We start from the raw sequence: 17,698 nt of genomic DNA, 5'->3' as shown, positions 1-17,698 counted from the left end.
GTGGTTCCCGGGTGACGCTACGAAGGAGATGCGCCGTCCGCGTGCGCGGCGTGGTGCAGGGCGTGGGCTTTCGGCCGTTTGTCTATCGGATCGCGGTCGCCCGGGGTTTGGAAGGGTGGGTGCTGAACGGCCCGGACGGCGTGAAGCTGGAGGTGGAAGGAGACGGCGCCGCCGTGGGGTCGTTCCTTGCGGAACTGGCCGACTCCGCTCCGCCCCAGGCCGCCGTTGAGTGCGTGGAATCGGTGGAGATCACGCCCGTGCGGGAGCGGGACGACGCGACCCGGCCACCGTCCTTCCTCATTGTCGAAAGCGAGAACAGCGGCGCAGCCCGGCCCGCCATCCCTCCGGATATCGCCACCTGCCCCGCGTGTCTTGCGGAGATCACCACTCCCGGGGAGCGCCGCCACCGATACCCCTTCACGAACTGCACCGACTGCGGCCCGCGCCTCACGATTGTCGAAAACCTCCCGTACGATCGAGACGCCACCTCCATGGCCGCGTTTGTCATGTGCCCGGAGTGCCGGGCGGAGTACGAGAATCCGCTCGACCGTCGCTTCCATGCGCAACCGATCGCCTGCCCGGCGTGCGGGCCTCGCCTGGAGCTTCTGGATGCCTCGGGGGCGCCGCTCGCCACCGACGAACCCGCGCTGGATGCGGCAGGAGGCGTACTCCTTGAAGGCGGCATTCTCGCCCTCCGTGGAATCGGCGGGTTTCAGTTGCTGGCCGACGCGACTGGCGAAAACGCCGTCCTCAGGCTTCGGGAACGCAAGCGACGGGAGGCCAAGCCGTTTGCCGTGATGACCGTCGATCTTGAGGCGGCGCGAGAGCTCTGCACCGTCTCCGACGACGAGACGCGCGTGCTGGAATCGCCGGAAGCGCCGATCCTTCTGCTTCGCCGCAAGGGTGACGCCGCCGGGCGGATCGCGGACGCGGTGGCCCCGGGGAATCCCGAACTCGGCCTCATGCTTCCGTACACGCCGCTCCACCACCTGCTGCTGCGCGTCGTGAGCCGCCCGGTCGTCTGCACAAGCGGGAACCTCTCGGAAGAACCCATGTGTACGGAGACGGGAGAGGCGGTCCAGCGTCTGAACGGCATCGCGGACCGGTTCCTGACCCACGACCGTCCCATCGTTCGTGCCGTGGACGACTCCGTCGCGCGGTGGAAGGACGGCGGAGTCGCGCTCCTCCGGCGGGCGCGCGGGTTCGCACCGCGCCCGCTCCCGGTTCGCGGCCCGGATTGCACCGTCCTCGCACTCGGCGGGCACCTGAAGTCGACGATCGCCCTGGCCGTCGGAGGAAGGGTCGTCGTCAGTTCGCACATCGGAGATCTGGAGAGCCCCGGCGGGCGGGATCTGTTCGCAAGAACCGTGGACGATCTGCTCCGGTTCTATCAGGTCACCCCGGAGATCATCGCGTGCGATCTCCACCCGGACTATCCCTCCACGCGCCATGCGGAGCTTCTCGCGGGACGATTCGCCATCCCGCGAATCTCCGTACAGCACCACCATGCCCATGCGATCGCATGCATGACCGAGCATGAACTGGAGGGCGAGGTGCTCGCGCTGGTGTGGGACGGCACGGGTTTCGGCACCGACGGAACCATCTGGGGCGGCGAGTGCCTTGCGTGCACGGTCGAAGGCTTCCGCAGAGTTGCCACGCTCCGGCCTTTTCGTCTCCCGGGTGGTGACGCCGCGGTTCGCGAACCTCGCCGAAGCGCGCTCGGCCTCCTTCACGAACTGGACGGTCCCAGCGCAGAACCGCCGGTCGGCCTCTTCGAGTCGGAGGAAACCCACGCGCTCCTCGCCATGCTGGAACGCGGGATCCACGCGCCGGTGACCACCAGCATGGGTCGACTTTTCGACGCGGTCGCGGCACTGACCGCACTTCGCAAGGTGAGTTCCTTCGAGGCCGAAGCCGCGATGGCACTGGAGCACGCGGCGGACGATGCTCCCGGAAAGGCCGCCGCCTACCCGATGCCGGTGGAGAAGGATCGCGGCCCGGGAGGAATCGCCATGATCGACTGGGGACCGACCGTTCGTGCCATCGTCGAAGACGCGTGCCAAGGGGCGAGCATCGGCGAGATTTCGGCGCGGTTCCACGATGCACTCGCCAACGCGGCACTGGCAGCCGCGCGCATTGCGGGGATCGAGCGGGTCGTTCTCAGCGGCGGGTGCTTCCAGAATCTCCGTCTGGAGCGGGAAGTCCGTTCCCGCTTGTCTGCCGGGGGGTTCCGGGTCTTCTCCCATCACGGGATTCCCCCCAATGACGGCGGGATTGCCGTCGGGCAACTCCGCGTCGCCGCAGCACGCACCGCCGCAACCCGTTCCGCGCCGGGCGACTGAAGGCGGATTCGCCGGATCGCCCCTTGCCGAATCCGTTCAATCGGCTATCCTGCGGAGCGCCCCTGACCCCACCGTGGAGAGAACATGAATGTCTGCGTCTACTGCTCATCCAGCGACCGCGTAAAGCCGGTCTACTTCGAAGCCGCTGAACAACTCGGCCGTCTCCTCGGCGATCGCAAGAACACGCTTGTCTATGGCGGAGGCAACACCGGCCCCATGGCCCGCCTTGCCATGGGAGTGAAAGACGCCGGAGGACGCGTGATCTCCGTGATCCCGCAGATGTTCCATGACCGCGGCCTCACCTTCGAACGGTCGGATGAAACCGTCGTCACAAAGGATATGCAGGAGCGCCGCATCACCATGATCAAGGGTTCCGATGTGTTCCTCGCACTGCCGGGCGGATTCGGCACGCTGGAGGAAGTGGCGGAACTCCTGACCATGCGCCAGCTGGAACTGCACAAGAAACCCATTTCGCTGGTGGATGTGGACGGCTACTGGAATCCGTTCCTCTCGTTCCTGGACCAGATGGTGGCGGGAGACTTTGCGAAGCCGGAGCACCGCGCGCTTCTTCACTTGGCGGGTTCTCCGGAGAAGGCGCTGGAGTTCGTGGACCGCTATGTCCCTGTGGATGTTCCGGACAAGTGGGAATCGGATTCGTCAGGCTGATCCGGACTGAGATCCGACAAGCCGCCACGCACCCGGCATCACCGGGTCAATGGTGCCGTGCCTGCGAACATACGAGATCACGAGATCGCGAATCTCATCGCCCGTTCGGCGCAACACTTTCGCGGTCTTGAGCACACGATATCCCCCGCCGCCTGACACCCGGTAGTTTGTGGTAGCCAGTGTGAACTTCTGACGCGCGGGCACCTTCTCCCCGCCAAAAGTCAGATCCCGGATTCTGCTCCCGACCGGCTGTGCGGGATCCACCTGGTACTCCACACCGGCAATGGTGTCGTGATTGTAGAGGTGAAAGCGCGGGTTCAGGGGCGCGGGCTCCCCGTTCTGTCCGGGCCCGGCCCAGGCGCGCGCCGTTTCCTCCAGGTATTCGCGAACCCCGCCCGCATCCATTTCCACCACGACCATCCGATTCTCAAACGGGATCATCCGGTAGAGATCCCGCACGGTGACCGGCCCCGGCGGAATGACCTGCTCCTCACGGAAGAGCGCGGCCGATGACAGATCCGCCCCGGACGCTTCCAGTTGCGCGCGGTGCAGGAGACTTCGAAGCGGAGTCTCTCCGTGACGAACTCCCCTTGCGTGAAACTCCCCGGACGCCTCACCGATCACTTGGTCCAGACGAAGACGCGCTGTTTCCTCTTCGGATGCGGCCAGATTGAGAATCGCCGCGCTTGTCGGCGTATCCAGTCTGGATTGATGGACGATCGATGACGCCCGGATCACACCGTGCGAATCGCGTTCGAGCCGCACCTCACCGACGGCGCGCCCCCCCCACCCGGCCTGCACCGCCAGTGTCCCTCCGCGACGCGCTCCTTCCTCCACTCGATGCGTGTGCGCCATCAGAATGCAGTCGATCCCCGGAACTTCACGGACCATTCGGGCGACATCATTCTCCGGCGGTTCGGGGGTCTCCAGCCCGCCGTCCGTCACGCCTTCCCACGACATGTGCGCGGCCACCACCACCGCATCCGCGTCGCGCCGCAACTTCGGCACCCACTCGCGTGCGGTTTCGGTGGCGTCGCGGAAGATCAGGCCTTCGATATTGGACGGCTCTTCCCAGCGCGGAACCTGCGGCGTCGTGACGGCCAGCACCGCCACGCGGAGGCCCCCGCGCTCCAGCATGAGCGTGGGCTGGAAGACCGGCCGACCGTCCGGGCCAAGCACATTCGCCGCGAGTACAGGAAAGCGCGCCGTCCGCCGGAACTCCTCGACCCAGCGCATCCCGAAGTTGAACTCGTGGTTGCCGATGACAAAGCCGTCGCACCCCAGTTCGTGCAGAATACGAAGCATCGGGTGCGGGCCGCCAAGCCCTCGCCCCAGAGCGTGATCGGTCGACATCGGCGTTCCCTGCACCAGATCCCCGAGGTCCAGAAAGACCGCTTCAGGATCTCTCTCGCGAACTCCGGCAATGTGGGTCGCGGCGCGGGCCGCCCCGCCCGGAAAGGGCTGGAGAGTGTACGGGTCCGTCCCGCTGACCCGTCCGTGCAGGTCTCCGGTGAAGACGATCGTCAGGCACCCTTCCGGGGAGGATCCGGTCATGTCGCTGATCAGCCACCCTTCCCGGCGCGCAAGATGTCCAGGATTTCGTCATTGTCCCGGATGTGACGCCCCGTCTCGTCTTTCGAGTAGATGAGCCTGCCGTCGACCGTGACATCGAAGACACCACCGGATCCGGGGATCTGCTCCACACTGGCGGGGAACGCCGCCTTGATCGCGGCCGCCAGACTGGCGGCGATGGGTTCGTAGTTTCACATCTGGCAAAAGAGAATGGACACCTTCATGGCAAGACCTCCTGGGGGGATGAACGAACCGGGGATCGGTTCGGGTGAGATTTCAGATCAGGGCAGGTTACGCACCGGCCGTTCCCGTGGCAAGATGTCCGCGCGATGGGAGGCTCCGTGAGACGAGTAGAGACATTCCGGTTCATGCACTGGGCCAAGAGACATGTTCGCGCCCACAAGTGGTGCCTCGGAGCAAGCGGGATGGCCGCGCCGTCCCCGGAGGAGTATCCGCCCTCACCCGCCCGGTACGGCGGCCCGAACTTCCACGGTCTGGAGGAACTGCGCACTGCCGTTGCAGGAGCGTACGGCGCGGACCTTGATGGAGTGCTCGTCACGGAAGGCACCAGCCTCGCGAACTATGCCGTCCTCGCGACCCTCGCCGGCCCGGGCGATCGCGTTCTCGTGGAGACTCCCACCTATCCGCCGCTGCACGAGATCCCGCGCTTTCACGGAGCCGCCGTGGAACGCATTCCGCGACGCCCGGAGAACGGGTGGCAACCTTCGCTCGCGGAGGTGGAGCGTGCCACGCGCACCCCCGTCGCGGCCGTCGTCCTGACGCGCCTCCACAACCCGACCGGTGCGGATCTCACGGACACATTCCTCACGGGCCTTGCGGAACTCGCAGCCGAACGGGACTTCCGTGTCCTGCTCGACGAGGTTTTTCTCGACTTCGCCGAGAGCGCACGGCCCGGCTTCGCCTATTCACCGAACTTCTTCTCAACCGCTTCGCTCACCAAGGTATACGGTTTCGGCGGGCTGCGTGTCGGGTGGGTGCTGGGGAATCCGGAAGCCCTCGCGCCGGTGAAGGAGTTCTCGTTCTATCTGGCGGTGGACGGTTCTCATGGGTCGCAGGCCACCGGGGTGAGAGTGCTTGCAGATCGCGAGTCGTTCCGAAGGAAGGCACGCGAAGCCGCGATGCGCGGGACGGCGGCCCTGTCGGAGTGGATCGAATCCCGTGACGATGTCAGCTGGGTTCGTCCGGCGGCGGGGATCAACGCATTCCTGCGTCTTCGCCATGTGCCGGACACGGCAAGTTTCGCGGAACGGTTGAGCGCGGAACGCGGCGTGGTGGTCGCCGGCGGAGAGCACTTCGGCCAGCCCGGGTGGGTTCGCGTCAGCGTCGGCGGACAGGAAGAGACCGTCCGGGGCGCACTTCACCGGTTGGGCGAAGCGCTGGACGAGAGGCGCGGTTAGGCTGCGTCACTCCCGTCATCCGGATTCAGAAACGCGACCCCCTCCCCGGTGATCCAGACATGGCGCCGACCCTGACTCATCTTCTCGCCCATGAGGCCCGCCGTCAGGAACTCCTCGACCAGCTGTTGCGCCTGCCCCTTCTGGTGAGAGGGAACACTCCGCCCCCAGCTGTTCTCAATGGCCGTCGTGCGATTCTTCGCCACCTTCTTCTTTACCCAGAGCCCCTTCAGAATCCGGTCGGTGAGTTCCTCGCGCGTCAGAACACGCGCGTCGGCACCTGCCTGACGCGCCCGCCCACGCAGGCCCAGAGCCTCACGCGCTCGCTTCAGATCCACGCCCGAGACGCGGGCGCTGGGGTGGCTCACCTTGAACCCGCCCTTGCGGAGAATGCGCACCGCTTCGCGCGCGGGGACTCCGGCATCCGCCGCCAGCGCGCGCACCGTTCGGTCCTTGGGCTGCATGGCGGCTAGTCTCCCCGGAACCCGGGTGGGCGCCGCTCCAAGAACGCGCGGACGCCTTCTTCAAAGTCGCGGCCGCCGCCGAGTGCCACAATGGCCTCTCGCTGCGCGTCCAGATAATCGTCGAGGTGCTGATCCCATCCTTCCGCCATGCGCCGCTTTGCTTCGCGGTAGGCCACCGTCGGACCGCACGCGATCTCCCGCGCAAAACCGATGGCGACCTCGCGGAAGGTCGTCGCGGGGAGCACGCGGCAGACGATCCCCCAGCGTTCCGCATCTGTCGCGTCCAGCACCCTCCGGGTCAGGTACAGATCCAGCGCCCGCTTGCGCCCAACGACCCGCGGCAGGAGGTACCAGCCTCCCCCATCGGGTATCTGAGCGACCTGTCCGTGCAGCATCGAAAAGGTCGCGCGCTCGGAGGCAACGACAAGATCGCATGAGAGCACCAGCCCGAACCCGAAGCCCGCAGCCGGTCCGTTCACTGCGGCGATCGTCGGAACGCGTGCATACTGAAGCGACCGGGTGATGGCGTGGAGGCTGTCCGTCAGTTCCGCGAAGAACGCGCGCGGGTCGGCATCCAGCGCGGAGGCCATCGCCCGGATGTCTCCGCCGGAGCAAAAGGCACGACCTGTTCCGGTGAGTAGCACGGCGCGAACACACGGGTCCGAGACGGCCTCCTCCAGCGCGGAAGCCAGCTGGGAGGCCATACGGATGTCGACCGCGTTCATGGCGTCGGGGCGATCCATCACCAGAATCGCCACTCCGTCGTGAACTTCCAGAGAGACGGCGCTGTCCGCTCGTTCGGCTTCCGACATGTCGCTCCTTTCGCGTGCCCGCAGGATTGCACGAACGCGCGGCAGACCGCAATCCACGACCGGGAAGGGGGCGGTGCGCCCGGCCGTCACTCCACGGGGGCGGGTATCCGGGCAAGGCGCAGGCTCCCGCTCCCGGGCGCTCCCACGGACCGCCAGACCATCCGCAGCGCCCCATCCGCCGCCACGAGTATCCGCGGGGAATCGGCGCTCGCTCCGGCCTCTCCCGCCACGACTTCCTGCGGTGCCCAGCGACGGCCGTCGCCAGTTCCGGAGCGGAAGACAATCCGCGACCGGCCCGCCTCGCGTTCCGTCCAGACCGCCCACAGCCGCCCTCCCCCTTCCGCAAGAAGGGGGCGCATGGCGTTGCCCCCGGGCGGAACCCCGGAGAGAGGCGCGGGCGGGGTCCACGACTCTCCGCCGTCCCCGGAGAGACTGTGGAGGATCTGCGCCCCCCCGGCACGCTGTTCCCGCCAGGCGACATGGAGTGCGCCGTCGCTTGACCACGCGGGAAAGGGTCGGGAGACGGCGCCATCACCTTGCGACGGATGCGCCACCTCTCTCCAGGTGGACCCGCCGTCTTTCGAGACGCGGACCGCCACAACAGTCGCCTCGGCGAGCCCCTCCTCCCACGCCAGCGCCACCGCCCCGACATCGCTGACGGACACCGCCACTTCCCGCCCGGCCGCGGATTCCGGGTCGATGCGCACCTCCGGTTCGTCCCATGCGAAGGGAACGCCGCCACCCGTTCGCGCAAGGACGCTCACCTTCGCGCCTCGTTCGTCCCACCACACAAGCAGCACGCGCCCCTCCTGAAGGGCCACCGGGTGCGGGTGGTACGAGTCGGCCGCGCCCGGGAGGTCGGAGTCGATCCGTACATCCTCTGCGCGCCAGGAGACCCCGCCATCGGTCGACCGGTTGAGGTACAGGTCGCGCCGCCCGTTCCGCAGATCCTCCCACGCCACCCACACGGTCCCGCGGTCGTCGGTCGCAATGGCGGGAAGCGAAGAGACCGACGATCCCCGCGGCGTGGTATCGACGCGCGTGGCCGGATCCGGCCAGCTTCGCCCGCCATCCGGAGACCGGCGGTGGAAGATGTCGTCGAGTCCCGCCCGCGAGTCCTGCCAGGTGGCGTGAACCACACCTCGCGACCCGGCCGCAAGGCGCACTTCCAGCGAACGCGCGTCCCCGTCTTCGTCCAGGCGCACGGGGGCGAGCGGGCCGCCGTCCGCATCCAACCGACGGAAGAGAATGTCGCGCGCGGCGCCGCGCCCGGACTCCCACGCAACGATCATCTCGCCCCGCGCACCCCACGCCAGTGCGGGGCCACTCGCCGACGCGGGCGACTCCGGTGCGGGCAGGAGCGTGGAGACGATCACGAGAAGCGGGGACAGAAGCACGGGACCCTCCGGAACCGACCTGATGAGGAATGCACCCTAACGCACTACGGCGCCGGGAGTCTCCCCCCGGCGCCGCTTACAGGAAGCGTCTCCCTCCCCCCTATTTGATCAGGATCAGCTTCCTGGTTTCCGTGGTTCCATCGGTGACGAACCGTGCGAAGTACACTCCGGCCGGAGCCGCACTCCCCGATTCGTCCATGCCGTTCCAGTTGACTGTGTGTCCACCGGCGGCGAGGTTCTCGTCTACGAGTCGCGTCATGTGGCGACCGCTCACATTGTAGATGTCGAGCGTCGCGTGACCCTCCGCGGCGAGCGCGAAGGACAGTTCCGTTGACCGCGCGAACGGATTGGGCGAAGCCTCATGAAGGCCATGTTCCATGTCCGCTCCACCCATCAGTTCGTCCACGCCGGTCGTGGAGGTCGTGTCGCACACATCTCCCACCCCGTTGAGGTCCGCATCTCCCTGCATCGGGTTGAAGGTGTACGGGCAGTTGTCGACCAGGTCGGGGATGTGGTCGTTGTCCGTATCCAGAATCAACGCCACATCCAGCCCATCGAGATCGTCTTCGTCCTCCTGGAGGGGAATCGCGGGGATCGGCTCCACCAGCCCAAGCTGGAAGCCGTCCAGCACCTTCAGGTTGTAGCCGGTGAAGTCCGACCAGAAGATGTCTCCGGCGCAGTTCCCGGCTGTGCACTCGGTGTTCACGGCCGTCCCGGGAAGTCCCCAGGTCCCGACACCGTCGACCGAGAACCAGATCTGGTCCATCCCCCGATCCAGGATCCCGTTGGGCTGACCTTCCGGACCCCAGTCGTAGAGCGCGAAGGCGTCGATGTTGTCGTCGTTGCCGTCGAGGCCCATCGACTTCTCATCCGCGAAGAGGCCGTGCGATCCGCTGAAGTTGGTGATGAAGATGTCGGCGGCCTGCTCCGGCGGGCCGGAGGACGCGCACTCCGTCCATGCGGCATTTCCCGGAAGCCCGCAGGACACGCGATTCAGCGAGAAGTACAGGAACGGGCCTTCCTGCGGCCTTGGTTCATCGTGCTGCTTGCCAAAGTCGAAGCCGTCCAGTTCGTCCGGAGTCTCGGTCTGTGTGCCCGTGCCGAGTCCGAGCATGATCTCGGGAACTCCCAGGTGGTTCCCGATGGCAAACCCGTTGTCGTTTCGCAGTGTAAAGTAGATGTCTCCCGGGGCCTGCCCCATGCCCGCCTCGGTGAAGACATCCGGCGGCCAGGAACCCGGGGTACCGACAGCCTTCCGGTCCACCGAGAAGAACACATCCCGATTCAGCGGCTGATCTCCACTCCCCTGATCCACGGGCTCGATCGGATCGAAGCCCCAGGACATGGCGTCCAGTTCGTCTTCATGGCTCAGGCCCATCCAGAAGGAGAACTGAACCAGCCTGTTGTTTCGGTCCGGCCACCCGGTGGGCGTGTACTGGGAGGAATGGAAAATCTCGGCCCCGTCGGGAGAGAAGGCCATGACTTCATTGTTGATCGGGGACAGGAATCCCTGTCCGTCGCTCTCCACGGTGAAGTACACGGGAGCCCGAAGCGCCCACGCGGATGAGGAGAAGAGCGTCAGTGCCAGCAAAAGTGCCAGAAGAGTGATGTTCCGCATGATGGTTCCTCCTGCTTTCCCGACCGTCGGGCCGGACTATCGACGAATCCAAGGGGCGGCTGGCCTGGATTCCCACCATGGGACACGGCACGGGAGCGGTTTTTCACGCCGTGGGAGAAAAACGGGGGTGTTCCTAAGATTGTTGTTTTTGTCCCGCGCCCCGACCGGCTTCTCTTCATTGAGCTAACTTCCGTCTGGGTTGGAGGTTATGCAGGCACGACCGCGGCTGGCCCCGCCTGGAATCCGACCGAAGGAAGCCGGGATGGGGGGGGTTCGGACAGTCCGGGGACCGATTCCGCCTTCATCCTGAGGCCGGGCCTCTTCCCCCCGGGGGGGCCGACCGGGGGCCGTCTGGCGCACAGAGGGCCGTGACCGGGGCCCCTGAGAGCTCAACCCATTGGGTCCTGGTGAGATGCGCCGCCGAGGAGGCAAGCGGCAGGGCCGATGATCAGCGCGGGTCCGGCACGCCGTGGCCCCATTGCCCAACAACAATCTTCAGAACACAGTCGAACTTCTGCGCCCAGAGGGGGTATAGGGGGAGGCAGTCACACAAACCCAGGACGAAAGGCAGAAGCCATGAAGTCTCCGTTTCGAGTATCCACAATCCTCCTGATGGTGGTCTGCGCCGCTTTCTGGACGATTTCGGCCGCGAGCGCCGCCGATTCCCCAACCTCCGAAGCCACTTCCACCCAAAAGACCGTCGAGGTCGTAATCGGCGAGGACGCGGACGGTGCCGGCGGGGTTCGGACGATCGTCTGTAAATCCTATTCCGGCGAAGGCCACCCTGAACGCCGGGACCATCACGCGGGCGCAAACCGGGGGTACCTGGGCGTTGAAATCGACTGCCTGAAGGGAGACCTCGGCTCGTTCTTCGGCGCGGACAACGGTGAGGGGGCGCTCGTCACTCGGGTCCTCCCGGACACTCCGGCCGAGAAACTCGGCTTGAGGGTCGGCGATGTCCTCCGAAGCGTGGACGGCAAGACCATCCTCAACCCGCAGACGCTTCGACAGCTCGTGGGATCCCGCGAGGCGGGAGATGAAGTGAGTATCGCCTGGCTCCGCAAGGGAAAGTCCCGGGACGACAAGGTGGAGCTCGCCACCCGCAAGGCTGAGTGCGGGCCCGGCAAGCGCGGCGGACCCGGTGGCGGGTACCCCGGATGCGGGCCCGGCAAGCGCGGCGGACCCGGCGGCGGGCACCCCGGGTGCGAATCCGGCAAGCGCGGCGGACCCGGCGGCGGGCACCCCGGATGCGGACCCGGCAAGCGCGGCGGACCCGGCGGCGGGCACCCCGGATGCGAATCCGGCAAGCACGGCGGACCCGGCGGCGGGCATCCCGGATGCGAATCCGGCAAGCACGGCGGAGCCAGCGCGAAGTGCGACAGCCGTGGCCCGGGCAAGGTCCGGGTCTTCGCGAAGATTCAGGAACTCGGAGAGGAGCTGGATCTCGATATCAACCTGGAGGAGCTGGAACTTCTCGGGGAGGAACTCTCCGGGGACATTGCCGGACGCGTCGAGGAGTTGGAAAAGCTCGTCGCCGAACTGGTCGAGAAGTGGGAGAAGCGCTCCAAGGAGTAGCCTTGCTCTGCGTATGTCGGCCTGCCGCCCGGGTTCATCCACGACACCCGGCGGCGGGCCTCAGTCTTAGAAGGCGTATTCCACTTCGCCGGAGAGCAGCGTCGTCTCCGAGTTGTCCAGCGGGTCCTTGTGGTCTTCCGGGAACCAGTGGCCAAACACATGGACCGAGATCCCGGGGTGCGGGTCCCACGACAGGAGAATCGTCGCGCGGTTGAAGGTGTAGTCCGTGTAAAACACCTCCGTGGAGTAATCCGTCTCAACACCGGATCCTTCCACCGTGTAGTTCCGGAGTCCGACCTCATCCGTGACCGTGATCCATGCTTGGTCGCCGATCCACCAGGTCGCCCCGATTTCCGCACTGACTTCGGTGTACTCCTCTCCCGAAGCGGTGTCGCTTCTCAGGGTCGAGAGAACCGGCATGAACGAAAGGTCCAGCCCCTTGTCCAGGGGAACGCCCAGACGAAGACCGTGCCGGAAGAACTCGTGGTCGAAGTCCAGATCGTCCGGCACATCAAACCGGACCACTTCGCTCTCGTGGACCACGCCGACCTCGTACCCCGCCGGAAGCCCGACGATCACTTCCCCGTCCAGACGATTCTCCCACGAGTCCCCACGGACGCTGTTCGCGTTGTAGATGCGCCGCTCCAGACGGTTCGCAATGTCCGCGGACGACGACGCGCCGAACAACAGTGAGAGATCCGTGTCAAAGGTGCTGCGCCCGTAACCCAGCGAGGTGGAGTCCGGAACGGAGCGCCTCCCGTATCGGTAGCCCACGCCGGCTGTGTTCAGATCACCGAAGTCCCACCGCAGTTCCGCACCGGTGCGCAGGCGCGAGGAGTTGAGATTGTACTCGTCCGGGTCTTCGTACCAGGTGACATCCACGCTCTCCTTCACCCTTGCCTCCAGTCCTCCCCCGAGATCGCACCGCCACGAAAGCGAGAGGTCATCCTGAACGGAGTCGCTGGAGATCTCATAGTCTCCGCCTTCCCGAAACACACGCACCGTTCCGCGATGGTTCACTCTCAGGCGGTGGCGACCCCTGCGAATCTGCCCGTCGAAGTCCATCGCGAATCGGTTGGTGGATCTTCCGAAGCGGGCTTCCGCGTCGAGCTGAAAACGATCGCGCCCGGAGGACGGCGTGCGAAGCCGAACCCCCAGAAAGGCACCCCGATCGCTGACGGTGAGGACCGTGTCGCTGTCTTCGGTGGTCTGATAGGTCTCGCCGAAATACTCTAGCCCGACTCCCGCGTACGGAGCCACTTCCATCGAGTGAGCGGCGCCCGGGGCGACTGCGAGAAGGCCCAGGACAGGAAGAAGCCTCCGCACGCGGGAGAGGCGGGGGGGGTCAGTGCGTGCGAAGAAGCTCCAGAGCCTCCGTGAGCAGGATCGTGGCGGTTTCGACATCGGCCTCCGTCAGGATCTCGTCGGCGATGGCGGCCATTTCCTCCGCCTCTGCCAGCACCAGCGGGTCGAAGTCGGGATTCTCGCGGATTGTCAGCGACTCCTCAACGAACTTCTCAGCCAGTTCCTCGTAGACGGCCTCCCCGGGAGTCATGCCCGGAGAGGCCGCCGCATGAACGAAGCCGCACGCCAGGAGGCACGCGGCCACCGCTGCCTTGCGGTTCATCCCGATACCTGAACGGCCCGCCGGATCAGGCGTTCCGCGACTCGGGCTTCCGCCATGGCCGCGCGGAAGTTCTCTTCCGCCAGAAGGTCCCGCGCCCGCGTGAGGTGATCCCGCCCGCGATCGAGCAACCCCTGCGCCAGCTCACTCCCCGACTCCGCGACGATATCGGCCGCGTCGGCAAGCCGCGCCTCCAGCGCCTCGATCCGCGCAAGAACACGCTCCGCATCCAGAGGGCCGCCCGCCAGGCGCGCAGCCCGGTTCACGAGATCCCGCGACTCCCGCGTGGCCGCCAGCGCGGCGCGCGGATGCCCGGAGGCCAGATCGTCCTTCGCACGGTCCTGGAGGTCGATTCCGCGCTCCAGCATTCGGATGGCCCCTTCCACGCCACTCTCTCGAATCGGATCCCCCGCACGGTCGATGAGCCGATCCGTGCGTTCGATCTCGCGCCGGAGCCGTTGCAGCGCGCCGGAACCATCCGAAGCACCCGACGCCTGCCGCAGAAGCCTCTGCGCGGAGACGGCCAGCCGGAGCGCGGCCTCGTAGTGCTGCTCTCCGAACTGTCGTTCGGCCCGCTCCAGTTGCGAACGAGCCTCTCGTACAAGGTGAACCACCGCGGCGGGCGGGTCATCGCCCAGTTCGTCCCGTACCCGCTGGAGAGCGACTCGCGTCCGCTCGATCTCCCGGTGCGCACGGCGACGAAGCGACTGGTCCTCTCTGGCCAGATTGACGGCCTTTCGCGCCAGCACCCGGGCCTCGCGCGTCAACACGCCCGCCCGAAGCAGACCCGTCGGCGTCTCCAGATGGAACTGCGCCCACGCTGCTTCCTGTGCGTGTTCCGCCGCCACCAAGAGCCGCCTTGCCCGCTCCGAATCACACTCTCCGACGATCTCCCGGGCGCGATCCAGCCCGGCGTCCGTTCTCTCCAGTTCCTCCAGCACGCGATCACGGGGGGCGGCCCACACTGGATCCGCGAGCAGGGTCGCCAGCGCCACCGCACTCAATACCCCGAGAACCGCCAGGATCCGCTTTCTGTGCGTGGTCTTCCCGATCATGGTGCTCTCCCTCCAAGGACACTTTCCGGTTCCGCGCCGAGAAGTTTGCAACTCGCGTGCCAATCACGGCCAAAACCACGCGACCGCAAACGCCTGCCTCCACGGCAGTTACTCGTGCTCCCGCACCCCCTGCCCCGATCGTAGTGCCGGGACTGTCCCATTGCGTACAGGTCTGGCCCGCGAGGGGCATCCGTCAGACCTCTTCGTCTCCGTCCGATCCCGGTTCGATGCCGTACTTCTCCAGTCGCCCGTAGAGCGCGCGCCGCGTGATGCCCAACAGGCGTGCGGCCTTCGACTTGTTACCGCCTGCGCGGTCCAGTGCTTCGCGCACCATCGCCTCTTCCTGCCCTTGCAAGTCCAGACGATCGCCGGAGGCGGACCCGACGCCCCCGCTTTTCGCCGGACGCGCGTGAGGAATGTAGATCTCCGCCAGCGTAATCGGACCCTCTCCGGCAAGAATGACCGCGCGCTCCAGGACATTCCGCAACTCCCGCAGATTCCCGGGCCAGTCGTAGCCGGTCAGCGCGTCCATGGCGGCGGTGGCGACTCCCGGACCTTCGTAGTGCGCGCGCTCCAGAAAGTGCGCACAGTACGAAGGCAGATCCTCCATCCGACCGCGCAGCGCTGGCAGCTCCACCGGGAACACATTCAGCCGGTAGAAGAGGTCCTCGCGAAACGCACCCTCTTCGATGGCACGGGGAAGATCCCGGTGCGTCGCCGCAACGACGCGAACATCCGCCTCGATGGTCTGCGATCCCCCGAGTCGATGGAACCGGCGCTCCTCCAGCACGCGCAGGATCTTCGCCTGCGTGGAGGCCGCCATCTCACCGATCTCGTCGAGGAAGATCGTTCCACCCTTTGCGACTTCAAACCAGCCCGGTTTCCGCTGGGATGCATCCGTGAACGCACCCTTCTCGTGCCCGAACAGTTCCGATTCGAGAAGCGTCTCCGAAAGCGCCGCGCAGTTCACCGCCACCAGCGACTGGTCGGCGCGCGCACTGAGGTCGTGGATCGCTCTCGCGACCACCTCCTTGCCGGTGCCGCTTTCTCCCGTCAGCAGAACCGTCGCGTCGGTGGGGGCCACCTTCTCCACCAGCGCCATGACCCGCGCCATGGCCGCGCTCTCTCCGCGCACCATGGCGGAGGCCCCGACTTCACCAGGAAGCGCCTTTCGCTTGAGAAGCCGATTCTCTTCCGCAAGCCTTCGCGTCTCCAGCGCGCGTTCCATCACCAGGTGAACCTTCTCGAAGTCCACCGGCTTCTCCAGGTAATCCGCCGCCCCTTCCTTCATCGCCGCCACGGCGGTGCGAACCGTCGCGTACGCCGTCATCAACAGCACCACAACCGACGGGTCGGACGCCCGCGCCGCGCGAAGAACCTCCAGCCCGTCCGTTCGACCCAGGCGAAGGTCCGTGATCACCACATCAAACCGCTTCGACCCCACGAGCCGTACCGCATCGTCCCCGTCGTTCGCCGTGGACACTTCGTGCCCGGCGGCCGCCAGTTCCGCTTCCAGGAGAGACGCAATCCGGGGTTCGTCGTCCACTACGAGAATCGTCGACATCACTCCTCCTCCGGACGCGTCGCGCGCGCCTGCGGGATCTCCATCGTTACTCTTGCTCCGCCGGAATCCGCGTTGCCCAGAGTCAGCCGCCCTCCGTGAGCTTCGACAATCCTCTTTGCCATGGTGAGCCCCAGTCCGCTTCCGGATTCCTTGGTCGTGTAGAAGGGCTGGAACGCGCCCTGCAGTTCCTTCCCGGAAAACCCCGGTCCGCTGTCCGTGATCACGGCGCGGGCCGCATCCCCCGACGCGTCGACCCGGGCGCAGATCCGCCCGCCGCCCGGCATGGCCTGCACCGCGTTCAGCAGAAGGTTGAGCAACACCTGCTGGATGCGCCGGGGATCCGCGTCCACGGGAAGCGCCGCATTCGTTCCGACACATTCAATGGTCACGTCGTCGTCGATCCCCTGCTCCACCATCTCCACGCTGCGCGCCACAAGCCGGGAGAGGTCGCACTGTTCGGTCTCCATCGGCTCATCCCGGGCAAATCGAAGATAGCCCTCCAGGATCCCGTTGAGCCGCTCCACCTCCTCCGGAATGAAATCGATGCGCGGGTCCGCCCCGGCGGAGTCGGGGTAGCGGCGTTTCAGGAGGCTCGCCGTTCCGGAGATGATCGCCAGGGGATTCCGAACCTCGTGCGCGATCCCGGCCGCCATCATCCCCATGGCACTCAGCGTTTCCGACCGCGCGAGGGCGGTCTCTGTGCGCATCATGTTTCGCGCCATTGAGACAAACACGATGCCGAGGAGCGCCACCAGGACCGCACTCACCGCAGACGCCACGACCAGCGTTCGCCGGAGTCCGGACATCGTGTCGAAGAAGTCCGAACCCACCGTCACGCAAAGCACCGCACCAACCGCCCCGTCCCAGTCGGTCACGGGAGCATAGGCCGCCTTGAGAAACAGGCCGTTCACTTCCTGCGAGGGCGATGCCGCAGGAACACCGGCCACCGCACGGGTGAACGCGCTGAACTCTCCGCCGAGCACAGGGCTGGTGGCTCCCACGCTCAGGTGGTGGAAGTCGTACAGGACGACGCCCGCCGTATCGACCAGAAACAGCCCGTCCAGTCCGTGGCCGTCCACCAGTTCGCTCATGGCACGACGAACGAAGGTGTCTTCGTCCACCTCCGGGCTGAGAAGGAGATCCGGCGTCGCGGCGTCGATGGCGGAACTCGCCACCGTGACCAGGCGACGGCCCAGTTCCTCTTCCACGGAAGTGGACACGCTTCGGAGGATGAACCAGTTCGACAGGTTCACGACCACGATGATGAGTGCGAGCGTACCCAGGAGAAGGCCGACCCGCCTTCGCCCTCCTGAGAACGCCACGCCGGGAGAGTTCGCTTTCATGGCGACGAAGACTACCGGGGAGGCGTGACGCCGTCGAGAATCGAGACCGGGGGACACGACGGGGAATGATCGGACACCGTGGACACACTCCGACCCGCGCACCCCGCCAGAGAGAGCGGTGCGCCCACCACTTCCCCCCCCGGGGGGCACGAATCCCCCCAAGCCTTTGAAACGGCGGGAGTTCCCACTTCCTGCCGAAGGCTTCGGTCCTCAAGCGAGAGACTCAGACCGCCGAAAAAAAGGGGACATCT

Annotated in this window: 15 protein-coding genes; 4 read left to right on the top strand and 11 right to left on the bottom strand. The window is 66.3% G+C overall.

Annotation, left to right across the window (positions count from 1 at the left end; translation table 11 throughout):
• The first annotated feature begins 11 nt into the window (after positions 1–11).
• Positions 12–2,342, top strand: coding sequence for a carbamoyltransferase HypF (gene hypF / locus QF819_02320; GenBank protein MDP6801995.1), 2,331 nt, complete (start codon positions 12–14; stop codon positions 2,340–2,342).
• An 84-nt stretch (positions 2,343–2,426) separates the two neighbouring features.
• The gene (locus tag QF819_02315) at positions 2,427–3,008 is read left to right on the top strand and encodes a TIGR00730 family Rossman fold protein (GenBank protein MDP6801994.1); all 582 of its coding nucleotides are present in this window, start codon (positions 2,427–2,429) and stop codon (positions 3,006–3,008) included.
• Here the strand turns inward: QF819_02315 and QF819_02310 are convergent.
• Positions 3,000–4,562 carry a bifunctional UDP-sugar hydrolase/5'-nucleotidase gene (locus QF819_02310; protein MDP6801993.1) on the bottom strand — a complete coding sequence of 521 codons (1,563 nt, stop codon included), beginning with the start codon at positions 4,560–4,562 and terminating at the stop codon, positions 3,000–3,002. The genes QF819_02315 and QF819_02310 overlap by 9 nt on opposite strands.
• 8 nt (positions 4,563–4,570) lie before the next feature.
• Positions 4,571–4,759: an Rdx family protein gene (locus tag QF819_02305; protein ID MDP6801992.1), complete on the bottom strand. Its 189-nt coding sequence runs from the start codon at positions 4,757–4,759 to the stop codon at positions 4,571–4,573.
• A gap of 162 nt (positions 4,760–4,921) precedes the next feature.
• Between QF819_02305 and QF819_02300 the strand changes: the two genes are divergently transcribed.
• The gene (locus QF819_02300) at positions 4,922–5,998 is read left to right on the top strand and encodes a pyridoxal phosphate-dependent aminotransferase (protein MDP6801991.1); all 1,077 of its coding nucleotides are present in this window, start codon (positions 4,922–4,924) and stop codon (positions 5,996–5,998) included.
• Here the strand turns inward: QF819_02300 and QF819_02295 are convergent.
• The 4 genes from QF819_02295 to QF819_02280 form a co-directional block, all read right to left on the bottom strand.
• The gene (locus tag QF819_02295; protein MDP6801990.1) at positions 5,995–6,459 is read right to left on the bottom strand and encodes a hypothetical protein; all 465 of its coding nucleotides are present in this window, start codon (positions 6,457–6,459) and stop codon (positions 5,995–5,997) included. The genes QF819_02300 and QF819_02295 overlap by 4 nt on opposite strands.
• A 5-nt stretch (positions 6,460–6,464) precedes the next feature.
• Positions 6,465–7,271, bottom strand: a complete 807-nt coding sequence (locus tag QF819_02290; GenBank protein MDP6801989.1) for an enoyl-CoA hydratase-related protein — start codon at positions 7,269–7,271, stop codon at positions 6,465–6,467.
• Positions 7,272–7,357: 86 nt separating this feature from the next.
• Complete coding sequence (locus QF819_02285; protein ID MDP6801988.1) at positions 7,358–8,668, bottom strand: sialidase family protein; 1,311 nt, start codon at positions 8,666–8,668, stop codon at positions 7,358–7,360.
• A 100-nt stretch (positions 8,669–8,768) separates the two neighbouring features.
• Complete coding sequence (locus tag QF819_02280) at positions 8,769–10,286, bottom strand: T9SS type A sorting domain-containing protein (GenBank protein MDP6801987.1); 1,518 nt, start codon at positions 10,284–10,286, stop codon at positions 8,769–8,771.
• 576 nt (positions 10,287–10,862) lie between these two features.
• Here QF819_02280 and QF819_02275 point away from each other — a divergent pair.
• Positions 10,863–11,861, top strand: a complete 999-nt coding sequence (locus QF819_02275) for a PDZ domain-containing protein (GenBank protein MDP6801986.1) — start codon at positions 10,863–10,865, stop codon at positions 11,859–11,861.
• Positions 11,862–11,927: 66 nt separating this feature from the next.
• On the opposite strand, the gene QF819_02270 is transcribed toward QF819_02275, so the two are convergent.
• The 5 genes from QF819_02270 to QF819_02250 form a co-directional block, all read right to left on the bottom strand.
• Entirely contained in the window at positions 11,928–13,187 is a 1,260-nt protein-coding gene (locus QF819_02270) for a hypothetical protein (protein MDP6801985.1), read from the bottom strand.
• Positions 13,188–13,206: 19 nt separating this feature from the next.
• A complete protein-coding gene (locus QF819_02265; protein MDP6801984.1) occupies positions 13,207–13,488 on the bottom strand; it encodes a hypothetical protein in 282 nt (93 codons plus the stop codon).
• Positions 13,485–14,540, bottom strand: coding sequence for a hypothetical protein (locus QF819_02260; protein ID MDP6801983.1), 1,056 nt, complete (start codon positions 14,538–14,540; stop codon positions 13,485–13,487). Before QF819_02260 ends, QF819_02265 begins: the two co-directional genes overlap by 4 nt.
• Before the next feature lie 193 nt (positions 14,541–14,733).
• Complete coding sequence (locus QF819_02255) at positions 14,734–16,104, bottom strand: sigma-54 dependent transcriptional regulator (protein ID MDP6801982.1); 1,371 nt, start codon at positions 16,102–16,104, stop codon at positions 14,734–14,736.
• Complete coding sequence (locus tag QF819_02250) at positions 16,104–17,447, bottom strand: ATP-binding protein (GenBank protein ID MDP6801981.1); 1,344 nt, start codon at positions 17,445–17,447, stop codon at positions 16,104–16,106. Before QF819_02250 ends, QF819_02255 begins: the two co-directional genes overlap by 1 nt.
• Positions 17,448–17,698 lie beyond the last annotated feature (251 nt).

The organism is Gemmatimonadota bacterium (assembly GCA_030747075.1).
Lineage (GTDB): Bacteria > ARS69 > ARS69 > ARS69 > ARS69 > ARS69.
This window is presented reverse-complemented; position numbering and strand designations above follow the sequence as displayed.